Genomic DNA, 13979 nt, shown 5'->3' with positions numbered 1-13979 from the left:
TCTGCCTGTCAGCAGCAGGCTTTATTTCTTCTTCTTAACTGCTGCCTGCTGCTGATTCTCTTCCACTCTGAATTTAACGATCCTCGTGATTAGTTCATAGGGAAGCGGCTCGTTGATTGGAAATTGCACCGAGCCTTTTGCCCCTTTATATTGCGCGAGTTCCTCTTTGAAAGCTTCAATTCCCCGCGGGGCGGGATAGAATCCAATATGATTCTTGAATGCGGCGAAGTGCACCAGATTCTTGTGCAGGAACAAGGTCGGCATCTGGTAGCTGATCTTCTCCTCTGCCTCTGGCGCTGCCTCCCGGATCACCTTCCGCAGGGTCTGCAGGATCTCCTGAACCTCCGGTGCAAATGCAGCAATATATTGATCGACCGATTCATAGGTGACTTTATTTTCTTCCACCGGGCCTTCATCTCCTTATAGTTTATTGTTCATTCCGCGAGCCATTGCAGAGCAAACGGAATGAAACCGGCATAATCATGCAGGGCCGTCAGCGTAGGAAGCACCTGGCATGTTCCAAGCTCCCGCTCGGCTTCATCGGGGCCTTCCAGCCCCAGCGACCGCCGGATGCTGTAATCCAGCCAGCCCATTTTCCCGTGGAAACCGCTGCTTAGCACATCCGGCCAAGGATCACGGGTCTCTCCCCCATGATTACGGTAAGCCTGAATCAGCGCACAGAACGCATCCTTGTGGATATGACCACTCTCAAAGTCTGACCAATAGAGCGCCACTTCAACCAGCTCCTGCGCCGGATTGATCCAGCCTGCAGCCTCCCAGTCGATAATGACAGGCCGTCCGTCATCATCCCACAGCACATTCTTCGGGTCCAGATCACGGTGGCTGATGATCCTGTTGCCATTAAGGACCGGCATAGCATTATTCACCAGCTCTTCATAGTGATAGAGCTTGTCCAAATCCGCCGTAAGGGGACCGGACCAGGGAAGCCCCGTTGCCTGGCCTTGCAGGGCATACCCTTTCCAATCTGTCCGCAATTGTTCCGCTGTGCTATCCCTATGGAGCTGATTATGGAGCGGAGAGAAGTCCGTGGTATGTATAGCTGCGAGAGCTTCCCCCATAGTGCTGCAGTGCTCCAGCCCCGCATTGCCTGCAGATATAGAGCGGCCTTGAACCCAAGGAAACAGCAGATAATACTGCCCGTCCACTTCATGGATACAGCTTCCCTCGTGCAGCAGAGCCGGGAGAGCGTTTATTCCATTCCCGCGCGCCAGCTCCGCGACCTTCTCGGCAGCAATAATGTTGCTCATCACGGCTTCCCGCAGCATAATCTGCGGATTCAGCACTTTCACTGCGTACTCTGCCTGACCGGTGGTCATCCGGTACATCCGGTGCAGGAACCCGCCGAAGATTTGCTCCGGCTCAGCGCTCAGCGACCCCAGCTTATATGTAGCACACAGCTTTTCAAAATTCAATTTATAATTCCCAAGCGTCATCGTCAGTTAGTCCTTCCGGCATAAAAAATTAAGTATTCATCCAAGTGGCTTCTCCAGTACTCCCCATCATGTTTCCCTGCTCTTACGTGATATTCAGTCTGCACGCCTTTGTCCTTAAGCAATGTATTTAATTGCTCTGCACCTTCATAGAACCGGTAGCTGTCCTCTTGGCCGCAATCCAGATACACTGCCAAATCACTCAGATCCATATCCTTGGCAAAAATAAGCGGGTCCCGCTCCTGCCGCTGCGCTTCTGTCGGGTACAGGAACCTGATCAGTCCATTTTCTCCCCCGACCGCAGACCAGTCATCCAGAAACAGTGCCGGACTATGCCCGCCTACCCGGCTGTAGACATCGGTGTGCAGCAGCGCTGTATGCAGGCTGACAAAGCCGCCCATTGAAATGCCGCCAATATACCGTTTGTCCCGCTCAGCCAGTGTGCTGAAATGCGAATCCACATAACCCACAACATCCTTGACCAGGTAATCTTCATACATTCCGTTATAGGTTGTCAGGGGATCACCAGGATCATTCACAGCATACACGGGGGAAGAATTTAGTCCATAGCTGTTATCCATCTGCGGGGATACGATAATGAGCGGGTCGATCTGCCCGGCTTGGGTCAGCCTTTCCGCATTCAGATGAATCCCCAGACCCTCGATCATATCCGTTTCTTTACCGCCGTAGCCATGAACGAGATAGAGGACCGGATAATGCTGCTCCGTGCTGTACCCCTTGGGCAGATAGATACTAAGACGCATATCCTGATCCAGCGCCTTACTGTGGAATGTCACATTTTGAATCCCCGGACTCTGAAGTGGTGCCGCTTCGGCTGCTTCTGTTCCCGCTGCACTTGCAGCTTCAGCGGACGGCGAAGTCTGAACCTCAGCAGAGTCTTTATCCGGTGAACAGCCTGCAAGAGACATGCACAATATAATCATCATGAAGACTGATTTGACATTTCCGCGGCTCTTCATAAATCACCTCCGAATTGCATTGTATATTAGCGCTTACATTAAACATTATCACAACAATGGATATTTATGGTATGACTATTCTTATTGGTCCCGCTCGCTAAGCAGCACTGAAAGACCGCAGCAGCTGCGGTCTTTCGTCCCCTCTGTCAGGGCTGCATTGCCCGGTCTGCTATAGGCCGGTAATGATCCGTCACTGCAACGGGCTGGCTGCCCTTCAAATAGAAGCCGTCATTCACCTTCCAGGTATGGCTGCCTTTATTTTTCCTGCGCATGTAGACATAGTTGTAGGGCGATGTTGCGTAGACTGTATACCCTTTTGCCCTGCATGCTCTGAGAAAAGCTACATCCTCACCAAGCGAACGGTCGGGAAAACAAACTTCACGGGCAACCCCCCTGGTGAACAATAGGGTTCCTCCCTGCACGAAATGAACGCTTTTACTGGTTTCTTTGGGTGACCGGCTTCCCTAGTTAATCTTAGTTAACAGCCACTTCTGCGCATCTGTTCCGTTGTCCGTCCATTGCTGCACTACCGCGCCATCAGCTGTAGAGGAACCGGAGACATCCATGGCCAGGCCGCTCGCTTTGGAGATCAGCTTGTAATACCCGCCGCCCACATCGATGATGCTCCACCGCTGGGCGTTGCTGCCATTGTCATTGGCCTGCTGCAGCTGGACACCGCTTGCTGTGGAGGCATTCGGAACATCGAGCAATTTGCCGCTATGCATCGCTGTAAGCTTGTAGAAGCCGTCCCCAGTGCTTTCCACTCTGAATTGCTGGTTGCTGGCGGTGTAGTTAGTCCATTGATGCATTTTGGCCCCGTCTGCAGTTGAGACATCCTTCACATCCAGCACCTTGCCGCTCACCTTGGACGTCAAAGTATATACTCCTCCGCTGACAATCGCACTAGATGGAGCACCTGCCTGGTATACCCGCACATAATCGACGAGCATTTGTGCCGGGAAGCTGGTCGCACTGTTCGGAGCGCCCGGCCAATTGCCGCCCACCGCAAGATTCAGCAGCAGGAAGAACGGTTTCTGGAATTCCTCCGTATTGCCTGTTCCGTTCTCAATATAGAATTGATTGAACTGGGTGCCGTCAACGAACCACTTGATATATTTTGAATCCCACTCCACGCTGTACACATGATACTGGGAGAAGTCCAGACTGCCGGATACCTGCCCGTATTCGGCATGCCCTCCTGCATCCCAGTGCACGGTTCCGTTAACGAAGGCGTTATTATTCACGCGCTCCATAATATCCGTTTCGCCGCAGCCCGGCCAGCCGGCCGTGGTAATATTCGAGCCGAGCATCCAGAATGCAGGCCATAAACCCTGTCCGGAAGGCAGCTTGATTCTCGCTTCTATCTTACCGTAGGTGAAATTCTTCAGCCCCTGCGTCTTAATCCGCGCCGAGGTATAATTCATGCCGCCATAGGATTCCTTCTGTGCTGTGATTACAAGATTGCCGCCGGTAACCTGCAGATTCTGTGTCCGGTTCGTATAGTATTGCAATTCATTGTTTCCCCAGCCCCCGCTGCCTGTGCCGGTCTCAGCAGTCCAGTTGGCGGTGTTCAGGGAAGAGCCGTCAAACTCATCGCTCCAGGCCAGATTCCAGGTTGAAGCTGCGCTGGAATTCCCCGTAGGCACCAGTGCGATCAATAGTGTGAACAGCAGGAACAAACTTAGAACTTTTCCTCTTCTCAACATCATTGTCCTCCTCTTTGCAAATCAAAGTTGCCCATCCTATTTCAATGCACGCCGTACGTTCGTGCAGTTGAAACCTTACCCAACCGGTTTCGGAAATGCCCCTTGATAACGCCTTCATCCGCTACACCCCATATATATCGTTTTTGCCCGCTGTAAGAACTGTAATTTTGACAATTCAGCGAACAAGTAGAAATATCAGGAGAAGTTATCGGGAGGAACATAGAGATTCTTAAATTTGCAGCAAAAGACCGCTTCCATTAGGAAGCGGCCTGATCTTGCCTTATACTTCTACTAGACTTCTACTCTAATCCATGCTCTTCACGGATTTTGTACAAACCCTGCAGCAGCAGCTCCGAAGGGTCACGGTTCAGCTGCAAGTGTGTCAATAACAGATGAAGCGGGATCGCGCATACGTTGTTCCCGTCAGTGATTGCCGGGAAGCCTGCTTCAAAGACCGGGCCGTGCTCCGGGTTAAAGGCAAGGCCTGCATGGACCTGCTCAGGTGCGAACTCTTCACGAACAGCGGTGATACAGAGCGGAACCAGTACATTGTCGACCACTGCCTTGGCTTCCTCTTCATTCGGGAGAGGCTTAGGCAAGGAGTTGCCTCCCTTGGTCTTCATCAATTCATGGAAGAAGGAGGCCATCCAGATCTCCGGACTGCTGCCGGACTGGAATCTCCCGGCCAGCTCGCGAAGGAAGAACCCGCAGTAATAATCATCATTAGCACTGTCCTTAACACGATACACAAATACCGGGCCGTAAGTATCCAAATTCAGAACCTGGCCTTCCACTTCACTGAAACTCATTTTTAGAGCTACGATGCCGTTATGAAAAACAGCCTTCAGCAGCTCGTTCCATTTCTCTTCGGTCATGACCTTCTCAGCAGCTTCTGCCTCTTCGTTCGTTGTTTCATTAGTTGTTTCGTTTGTCATAATTAATTTCACCCCACTTCCTATCATACCATCCTATTGAACAAGGTAACATACCATATCTCTCAACTCAAATGGAAAGCTCTGCCTTAAAAGCGATTACAGCCCGTCCGCCGATCTTAACTTCTACAGGCTCCCCGCCGGCAATTTCCACAGTAACCCGAACCATTCCGCTTCGTCCTATCGCCGTGCCTTGTTCAGCCTGGAAGGTGAACGAGCCGCCTGTCTGCCCGGCCAAACCATGCCGTACCAGGTAGGCTCCAAGCGGGCCGTTGGCATTCCCGGTTACCGGGTCTTCTTCAATCCCGATCGCCGGAGCGAACATTCTCCCGTGGCTGAAGATCTCGTCAGACTCTGAATCAAGTGTAAATACAAAGTACCCGTTGCAGCCAATCTCCTTGCTTAATTGAGCCAGCGCACGGCTGTCCGGCTGCAGGTGATCCAGTATACTTCTGCTCCGGATTCCTATCATGACTTTGGAATGTCCCGTTGAAACAATCTGCACAGGGCACCGCGGGTCCAGCTCTTCCGGCTTAAGGCTCAGAGAAGCAATGATCCGTTCCTGTATGTCTCCTGAGAATGGTTCAGAGAATTCAATGCTGCCCTGTGTCATAACGATAGAATAGTCATTATCCTCTTTCTTAATATCGACAGGCAGAATCCCCAGGGAAATCTTATGTAATACCGTGCCTTCCGCCAGCTGATGTATGGCTGCCCGGACATAATGCGCAGCTATGGTAGCATGCCCGCATACCGGAACTTCTATGGTTGGTGTGAAATACCGGATTCGCAGCTCGTGATCCGGCCCGTCCGGTGAAAGTACAAAAGCCGTTTCCGAATTGTTCAGTTCACGTGCAATGCTGAGCATCTCCTGTTCCGTAAGCCCGTCTGCATTCAGGACAACCCCTGCCGGGTTACCTTTGAATTTCTCTGTGGTGAATGCATCCACCTGATAGATCTGCAGAACCCTCATTTTGGCCCCTCCCTTTCTGATCAAGTACTGATTGCTAGATAGATTCGCCTTATCCATTCGTATTTCCTACTCCTTGCCGGGGAATAGTGCCGGAAGTTTCAGACCACAGCTGTGCCTCAAATGTATGTCTATATGCAAAAGTGCTATACTAAACAGATGGAGTCACCATTTCATTTCGTAGAAGGGAAGGACAATTATCCATGAATACGAAACAATTGGACAGAATTCACACAGGCAAGGGATTCATTGCTGCACTGGATCAGAGCGGAGGCAGTACACCTAAAGCGCTGCTGCAATACGGCATTAAGGAAGACCGCTACAAGGGTGACGAAGAGATGTACGCGATGGTCCACGGGATGAGAACACGCATTATTCAGAGTCCCGCTTTTAATTCGGAGCATATTCTCGGCGCCATTCTGTTTGAGAACACGATGGACCGTTTCATAGACGGGCAATTAACCGCCGATTATTTATGGGAACAGAAAGGCATCGTGCCTTTTTTGAAAATTGACCAGGGACTGGCCGCGCAGAAGGATGGCGTTCAGCTTATGAAGCCCATTCCCGGTCTCGATGACCTGCTCAAACGGGCGGTCCAGAGGAATATCTTCGGCACCAAGATGCGCTCAGTGATCCATGAGGCTAACCCGGAGGGTATCCGGCAAGTTGTAGAGCAGCAGTTCGCCGTTGCCAGGCAAATCGCCGGTTACGGGCTAGTGCCGATTATTGAACCGGAAGTAGACATTCTCAGCCCGGATAAGGCAGAGTCCGAACAGCTGCTGAAGCGCGAATTAGCCGCCCATTTATCTGCTCTGGAGGATGGCGTCAAGGTCATGCTGAAGCTGTCTCTTCCGACTGAAGATAATTTGTACAGCGAACTCGCCGCAGATCCGCATGTAGTCCGCATCGTGGCATTATCCGGTGGTTATACCCAGGCAGAAGCGAATGAGAAGCTGGCCCGCCAGCACGGACTCATCGCCAGCTTCTCGCGCGCCTTGTCCCAGGGTCTCAGCGATCAGCAGAGTGACGAAGAATTTAACAGCACACTCGCTGCTTCCACCCTTGCAATATATGAGGCTTCCATTACTTGAATCCTCCACCGCTCAGACGAAGACCCCGGGCCTAGTGTCCGGGGTCTCTTTGTTAGATATAAGCCGAACTATAACTGCCTGTCAAGCAAGTCACCGGTTAATCGCTGCAGGTTAAACGAGACTGATTCAAAAATGTTGTAAGGATTGCAACTTTAACCCTGCGATACCTGGGGCTGCGGGAGAATTGTTGTATGAAATACAGGAATTCTCCCGCTAAACCGCCTGGAGAAGGAGGAATGCTGCATTTTATACAACATTTTCCGATTAAGGCCGGGTTTGTGAAGAAAATGTTGTATTTTGTGCAGGATTTTTCCATCAACGAGAAATCTCTTGCGGCAAAAAGCAGCTAGTCTATACCCTCTTCAAACGGGCGGTTTCCGCCCGTACTATAGGCGCTACTTCAGTTCCGAAGAGGCGGATCGCCTCCATTACCTCGGCATGGGGCATTGAGCCGTGCGGCACATGCAGCAGGAACCGCGTAATCCCCACATGCTGGTGCAGGTGGATGATTTTGCGGGCAACCGTCTCCGGATCGCCTACATATAAAGCTCCGTCAAAGCTGCTCGCCGCATCATAATCCGCACGCCCGTACGAAGGCAGTCCTTTCTCCACCGCCCGGAAATTTGTCCGCGCGTGAGTGGACGGGAAGAACTTCTCCATGGCCAGCTCAGTGCTCTTCGCGATGAAGCCATGGGAGTGGGAGGCAATCGGCAGCTGCGACACATCATGACCGGCCTTGGCCGCTGCCTCCTTGTACAGCCGTACATGCGTAGCATAATCCGAAGGATTCACATTGCCGATAATCGCCAGAGCAAACGGCAAGCCCAGTGTGCCGGCACGGACCGCAGACTCCGGACTTCCGGCACTCGCAATCCATACAGGCAGCGGATTCTGCTCCGGACGCGGATAAATCCCCAAATTCGATATCGCCGGACGGTGCTTCCCGCTCCAGGTCACCTTGTCCGATTCGCGGAGCTTCAGCAATAAATCGAGCTTCTCGTCAAACAGTGCTTCATAATCCTTCAGATCATAACCGAATAACGGGAAAGACTCGACGAAGGAGCCACGGCCCACCATAATCTCGGCACGTCCGCCCGAAATCCCGTCCAGTGTGGCGAAATCCTGAAATACACGCACCGGATCGGCTGACGAGAGAATCATAACTGCACTGGTCAGGCGGATTCTGGTCGTCAGTGGTGCAGCTGCCGCCATTAGAACCGCAGGCGATGAAGCTGCAAAATCAGGCCGGTGATGCTCACCTACGCCGTATACATCCAGTCCCACCTGATCAGCGAGCACAATTTCCTCCACCACTTCACGCAGCCGCTGCGCGTGGCTCAGAGTCTCACCGGTATTCACATCAGGCGTTGTCTCGACAAAGGTGCTTATTCCAAGTTCCACTTGTTGTTCCTCCTAAAAGTTATGTTAGCATCTGCTCCATGGGAGTCCCCTTCGCAAAACTTGCTTCGAAAGCATACGCTTAGTCAGTAATCCTTATATTTTAAATCCAAATAGTTAAATATTCAAAATATAAATTTCTGCGCGGCAAAAAACCGGAATCCCCGCCGCCTTGGGACCTTGCTGATTAACCTAGGGCGAGTTCGGCATAACCGGCGGTCTGTAATAGCCTTCTGGAGATAAACCACCGCTACCCTATAACCTGAAAACAGTCCCGGTTATGTTAACCGGGACTGCAGAAGAATACGCCAATTACTTCACAAGTTCCTCCAGGCTGCCGAATAGGGCCCGGGCCGATTTCAGCTTGGACTCATTGCCGACCACACTGAAGTAGTTCTGCTCCGCCACAGCCTGAAGCAGACCGGCATATTGCCTGATATCCCCGGAGGTTGCTGCCAGGATTTCATTCCGTTCCTGCTGCAGGTCTTCACCGGAGATCTGTTCAAAATAATGCCGGTCCGCCTGCCGGCCTTGTGCGCCGGGACTCAGCGGCTGGTCAACCATGGCCAGCGTGCCGATGATCGCCTTCGTCATCTCCTCATCATCTGCGGCAAATTCTCCGGCAAACAGATACGCCCGGTCGTAAATCTCCAGCGTCTCCTGCAAATTCGGATCACGGTAAGAAGTAAACAGGAGCACACCGTCTCTGCGCAGAACCAGATTTCCGCCATAAGCCCCGCCCTTGACCCGGACTGCATTCCACAGGTAGGTCAGGCTGAGGATTCTTTTGAGCACCTGCAGCTTGCCGGAATATGCAAACCCAAGCTTCGTGAAATCATATCCTTTGACCACATACTGCACCTGGCTGGCGGACATGAAGCCTTCGTTAACCGCCTGGTCCTCTACAGTCAAGAGAGGCATGAACTTAACCTGCCGGTTCCGCAGGTCCAGCTGCGACAAGTGTGCGGTGAACTCCGTGTAACTATCCAGGGTTCCGGTAACTGACACGGTTAAATTCTGCGTATTGAACAGAGCCCCGCAGATTCCCTTCAGGGTATCAGCCAGCTGATCAGCCTGCTGGTCAATCTGGCGGGCAAGCTCCTTAATAAAGCGGTAATAGGCCACCCCGCCAAGCTGCTCTTCATACATCCCCCTATCCGAGAAATAGGAGAGCACCCGGCTGGCTGCGATTTCATTGCCTTTCTGGTTCAGCATCGCTTCCATGCCGGAGGCTTCCCGGCGGACAATCTCCTGCAGCTTGGTTAGATTATTCAAGTTACTATTGTAGAGCAGCTCGTGCAGCAGCTTCAGGGAACCGCCAATGTTGCCCTGCATGACCTTGATGCGGGCGCTGAATTTGGGCTGGTAGCTTCCTTCGGCAGCCTTGCCGGCCCCAAATACCTCATTCTGAAACCGGATGCCGCCAGTTGTGATCCCGATTTCACTGGTCAGCTCTTCAATGCTGTAGGCCGCAGTCTCCAGTTGCCCCAGCACCCTGGCCAGCAGTTCCAGATAAGGAATCTGTTCTGCCGCAAGAACCCGGGTGTCCCAATACAGCTTGATATAGGCGATGGTACCCGCAGCCGCTTCATGATGCAGCACCCTGATTCCATCCAGCATATACTCCCGGGTGGGCACTCCAGGCGGAGCGCTGCGGTCAATATCCTGAAGAGACAGCTTCGGAAGCTTCTGCAGATCCGCGGCTGCATCCGGATGGTTCTGCCGCGCCAGCAGCTTCTGTGTATTTAACACCAGCTGATCGAGCTGTTCCGGAATCAGAGAGGCCTTATATTCAGCCAGCCCGCTGCGGGTCGCCGCTTCCTTGTCTGCCGCAAGGGTCTGGGAAGGCTTCAGGACAACGACACTGCAGTGGTCGCTATTCAGCAGGTAGGTCTCGATCAGCCGCTCGAAATACCGGTTTGCACTTTGTTCGCGGATAGACGCAAGGGCTGCTTCATACTCCAGATAGGTGGACGGCAAGCCATCATACAGCCAGGCCTTCATTACTTCCATATTATAGGTCAAACCCTTCGGATACTGGGTGAAGTCCGCTTCCCGCAGTTCAAATTCCTTGCTGTTCACTGCAGCCAGCACCAGCTTCTCATCCAGGCCGTCTGCTGCAAGGCGGCTTAACGTCGTTCTGACCAGATTCACGAAAGTATCCTTGGCGGAGGGATTAGAATGCGTCAAGGCAATGCCCAGCATAGGCTGGACCATACTGTCCGAATAGAAAGAGACCACATCCTTGCCGAGTCCGCTCTCCAGCAAAGCCTGTTTCAGCGGAGCGGCGTTGCTGTCCATCAGCATGCTTTTCAGAATGGCAAAGGCCAGATTCAGCTCCCGGTCCAGGGAGGTTCCGATTACATAATTCAAACTCACGTAAGTCTTGTCAGCAGCGGATTCGGTCTCCAGAATGGGATACTCCGCCGTAAGCTCAGTGATTCCGGTCGGCTGCTGCAGGGCAATCCCTGTATCGATATCCTTGCGGGTGTAGCGGCTGAGATATTCCTCATGGATCAATTGCAGCCGCGCTTCGATATTCAAGTCTCCATAGAGATAGAAATAACTGTTGGACGGGTGGTAATAACGGCTGTGCGCCTCCAGGAACTGCTCATAGGTCAGCGCAGGGATAGCTTCCGGATCTCCGCCGGAGGAATGACGGTATACCGTATCCGGGTAGAGCGACTTTTTGATCCGGTCGATCAACACCGTGACGGGTGAGGAATAAGAGCCTTTCATCTCGTTGTAGACAACACCCTTATAGATCAGCTCATCCCCGGAATGCGGCAGCTCGTAATGCCAGCCCTCCTGCTCAAAAATCTCCCGCTGGCTGTAGATATTCGGCTGGAACACACTGTCCAGATATACCTCCATTAAGTTGGCAAAATCCTGTTCATTCCGGCTGGCCACCGGATACATCGTCTTGTCGCCAAAGGTAAAAGCGTTCAGAAATGTTTTCATTGAGCCCTTCAGCAGCTCTACAAACGGCTCCTTTACAGGATATTTGTCCGAGCCGCACAGGACCGAATGCTCCAGAATATGAAATACTCCCGTGCTGTCCTCAGGCGGAGTCCGAAAGGTGACACTAAACACCTTGTTATCATCCTGATTCTGTACATATAACAGCCGTGCACCGCTCTGCTGATGCTCCATTGTATATACGGAGGAATCGATTTCCCGGATATACTCCTGATTCATGACTTGAAACCCGGAATAGACTTGGCCTGTGATTAAGCTGCTCATAGATTTCCCTCCTTGGTTCAGGGCTGGCCTGATGCCATGAGCTTATCATATCCGGGCTTTCGGGTTCCACTCAGATATGAAACAGAGCCACTTTTAGCGGAGCCATTCCTCCAAATGCGCTGCCACGAATTCATCATCCGTAAGATGGGGATAATCCCTGGTGACTCTGCTGATCTCCTCCAGCTGCCCGGGCGAGAGCTGCTCCTCCGGATTCAGGCACCACAAGCCTGCAAGCAGCCCCTGGCGGCGCAGCGCCTCATGAATGCCCGGAATACAGCCGTGAAATTGATGGGCCGGATCAAACAAGGCCGCGTTGCTGTCGGTCACCTCAATGCCAAGGGTCAGCCAGCTGGCTGACAGGGCAGCATCATTACGGATTTTTCGGATCGCCTCCAGAAGCTGAACCGCCTTGCTTGTCCAGACCGCCCAGTGGCCGAGCAGCCCGCCGACAATTTTCTTCTCCATGGGTTCCCCGTTAACCTTGAAGCGGTAGGTGGTGAGCAGATCCGTGACGATATTATCGTCATTGCCGGTATAGAGAGCAATTTCGCTGCTGCGGCTGGACTCCATCACCGCCCGGACCACATCGAGGCTCTGATAACGGTTGAACGGTGCCATTTTGATCGCGATCACCCCTTCGATCTCTGCAAAGCTCCGCCAAAAGTCAACGCTTAAGATCCGGCCGCCGACGGAAGGCTGCAGATAGAAGCCGAAGACGGGAATCACATCCGCCACTCTCCTGGTGCGTTCCAGCAGCTGCTCCTCGCTCCAGTCCTGCAGTCCGCCCATGCTGAGAAGTCCCGCTTCATAACCGAGATTTGCCGCAAGCTGCGCTTCCCGGACAGCCTGCTCCATGTCTCCGCATATTCCCGCCACCTTCAGGAAAGGACGGGTAAGTCCGGCACGCTCCACTTCTTCCGCAGCCAGCCTGAGTACCGGCTCCAGCAGCCCGATCCCGGGGTCCCTGATTTCGAATTGCGTAGAGTGCACCGCCACAGCAACTCCGCCTGCCCCGGAGGCGATATAGTAACGGGTCAAGGCCCGCTGGCGGCGTTCATCCAGCTTGCGTTCTGCCGTCAGGGCCAGGGGATGTGCCGGAATCGCCAGACCTTCATGCAGCGCTTCATAGAGCTCCGGAGTTAACGGTTGTCTGCTCGCTCCCATTAATAGTTGCCCTCCCGTTCCTGAAAATGTGTCGGCTTGTTCCAGGTCTCACTGCCCGCAGCCACCCAGTCCGCCACCCAATCGATCATCTGTGCCAGCGATACCCGGGGATATCCGAAGGAAGCTGCGGCCTTCGCAGCATTGCTCAGCAGGGCTTCAGGGGCTTCTGCACCCGTGAAGACAGGCTCAGTCCCCAGCCTGCGGCCGATCTCCGCAGCCGCCCAGCGCAGCGATACCGTCTCCGGTCCGGTGATGTTCATGACATTCGGCGGCGAGCTGCAGCGGAGCAGGGCGCGCAGGGCAAGCTCGTTGGCATCCCCCTGCCAAATGACATTGGCATGCCCCATCGTCAGATCGATGGGCCGCTGCTCCTTAACAGATCTGGCAAGCTCCAGCAGAACGCCATAGCGCAAATCTATGGCATAATTGAGCCGGTAGATGAACATCGGCGTATTGTTCTTATGCGAGAAATGCTCGAAGATCCGCTCCCGTCCCAGACAGGACTGTCCATACTCGCCGTTCGCATTCGGCGGGGTGCGTTCCGTTGCTCCGCCTTGGCCCACCGGCGTGAACGGGTAGACATTGCCTGTCGAGAAGACGACAATCCGCGAATTGCGGAAGCGCTCCGCCACACGCCCCGGCAGATAGGCGTTCATCATCCAGGTGAAGTGCTCATTGCCTGTTGTGCCGAACTTATTGCCGGCCATGTACAAGATATTCTTCGTGTCAGGAAGCGCCTGCAGCGCACTGTCGTCGGACAGATCCGCCGCGATCACCTCCACTCCGGCTTCAATCAGCTCTTGCTTCAGGGCATCGTTTGAGAAGCGGGAGACGCCAATCACCTTCTTGTCCAGCCCGGCCTCCCGGATAGCATTCACGGCCAGCCTGGCCAGGCTCGGGCCCATTTTGCCGCCTACACCGAGCAGCATGATATCCCCGTCGAGCCGGGTAAGCTCCTCCAACAGGGCGGCGGACGGACTGGCCAGACGGTCTTCCAGCTCCTGAATAGACTGGATCACAGGTTGCGTTGGGATTTGCATTCGA

General features: G+C 53.3%; 13 protein-coding genes. 2 read left to right on the top strand and 11 right to left on the bottom strand.

What is annotated here, in order from left to right; genetic code table 11:
• Positions 1-21 precede the first annotated feature (21 nt).
• The 7 genes from PBOR_RS11565 to PBOR_RS11535 all read right to left on the bottom strand — a co-directional run bounded on the left by PBOR_RS11565 (position 22) and on the right by PBOR_RS11535 (position 6042).
• Positions 22-405, bottom strand: a complete 384-nt coding sequence (locus PBOR_RS11565) for an iron chaperone (protein WP_042211797.1) — start codon at positions 403-405, stop codon at positions 22-24.
• 29 nt (positions 406-434) lie between these two features.
• Positions 435-1433, bottom strand: a complete 999-nt coding sequence (locus tag PBOR_RS11560; RefSeq protein WP_157764013.1) for a phosphotransferase enzyme family protein — start codon at positions 1431-1433, stop codon at positions 435-437.
• A 23-nt stretch (positions 1434-1456) separates the two neighbouring features.
• Positions 1457-2431: an alpha/beta hydrolase gene (locus PBOR_RS11555; protein ID WP_052429432.1), complete on the bottom strand. Its 975-nt coding sequence runs from the start codon at positions 2429-2431 to the stop codon at positions 1457-1459.
• Between the two features lie 146 nt (positions 2432-2577).
• On the bottom strand, positions 2578-2835 hold the full coding sequence (locus tag PBOR_RS11550) for a hypothetical protein (RefSeq protein WP_052429431.1): 258 nt from the start codon (positions 2833-2835) through the stop codon (positions 2578-2580).
• A gap of 60 nt (positions 2836-2895) precedes the next feature.
• The gene (locus PBOR_RS11545) at positions 2896-4140 is read right to left on the bottom strand and encodes an RICIN domain-containing protein (protein ID WP_425415522.1); all 1245 of its coding nucleotides are present in this window, start codon (positions 4138-4140) and stop codon (positions 2896-2898) included.
• A gap of 296 nt (positions 4141-4436) precedes the next feature.
• Positions 4437-5072, bottom strand: coding sequence for a hypothetical protein (locus PBOR_RS11540; protein WP_052429430.1), 636 nt, complete (start codon positions 5070-5072; stop codon positions 4437-4439).
• A 67-nt stretch (positions 5073-5139) separates the two neighbouring features.
• Positions 5140-6042 carry a PhzF family isomerase gene (locus PBOR_RS11535; protein ID WP_042211793.1) on the bottom strand — a complete coding sequence of 301 codons (903 nt, stop codon included), beginning with the start codon at positions 6040-6042 and terminating at the stop codon, positions 5140-5142.
• A 200-nt stretch (positions 6043-6242) separates the two neighbouring features.
• Here PBOR_RS11535 and PBOR_RS11530 point away from each other — a divergent pair, with 200 nt between their 5' ends.
• The gene (locus tag PBOR_RS11530) at positions 6243-7130 is read left to right on the top strand and encodes a fructose bisphosphate aldolase (RefSeq protein ID WP_042211792.1); all 888 of its coding nucleotides are present in this window, start codon (positions 6243-6245) and stop codon (positions 7128-7130) included.
• A 191-nt stretch (positions 7131-7321) separates the two neighbouring features.
• Complete coding sequence (locus tag PBOR_RS36940) at positions 7322-7480, top strand: hypothetical protein (protein ID WP_157764012.1); 159 nt, start codon at positions 7322-7324, stop codon at positions 7478-7480.
• A gap of 1 nt (position 7481) precedes the next feature.
• On the opposite strand, the gene PBOR_RS11525 is transcribed toward PBOR_RS36940, so the two are convergent.
• From PBOR_RS11525 to PBOR_RS11510, 4 genes are all read right to left on the bottom strand, one after another.
• Positions 7482-8531 (bottom strand): Atu2307/SP_0267 family LLM class monooxygenase, encoded by a 1050-nt coding sequence (locus PBOR_RS11525; RefSeq protein ID WP_042211791.1) that lies wholly within the window; start codon positions 8529-8531, stop codon positions 7482-7484.
• Between the two features lie 309 nt (positions 8532-8840).
• Positions 8841-11771 carry an insulinase family protein gene (locus tag PBOR_RS11520; protein WP_042211790.1) on the bottom strand — a complete coding sequence of 977 codons (2931 nt, stop codon included), beginning with the start codon at positions 11769-11771 and terminating at the stop codon, positions 8841-8843.
• Between the two features lie 93 nt (positions 11772-11864).
• The gene (locus PBOR_RS11515) at positions 11865-12935 is read right to left on the bottom strand and encodes a dihydrodipicolinate synthase family protein (RefSeq protein WP_042211789.1); all 1071 of its coding nucleotides are present in this window, start codon (positions 12933-12935) and stop codon (positions 11865-11867) included.
• The gene (locus tag PBOR_RS11510) at positions 12935-13975 is read right to left on the bottom strand and encodes an NAD-dependent epimerase/dehydratase family protein (protein ID WP_425415521.1); all 1041 of its coding nucleotides are present in this window, start codon (positions 13973-13975) and stop codon (positions 12935-12937) included. The genes PBOR_RS11515 and PBOR_RS11510 overlap by 1 nt, the downstream gene beginning before the upstream one ends.
• Positions 13976-13979 lie beyond the last annotated feature (4 nt).

Source organism: Paenibacillus borealis, assembly GCF_000758665.1.
In the GTDB taxonomy this organism is placed as follows: Bacteria; Bacillota; Bacilli; order Paenibacillales; family Paenibacillaceae; genus Paenibacillus_AQ; species Paenibacillus_AQ borealis.
Note: the sequence above shows the minus strand (reverse complement) of the source record. Positions and strands in the feature narration are given on the sequence as shown.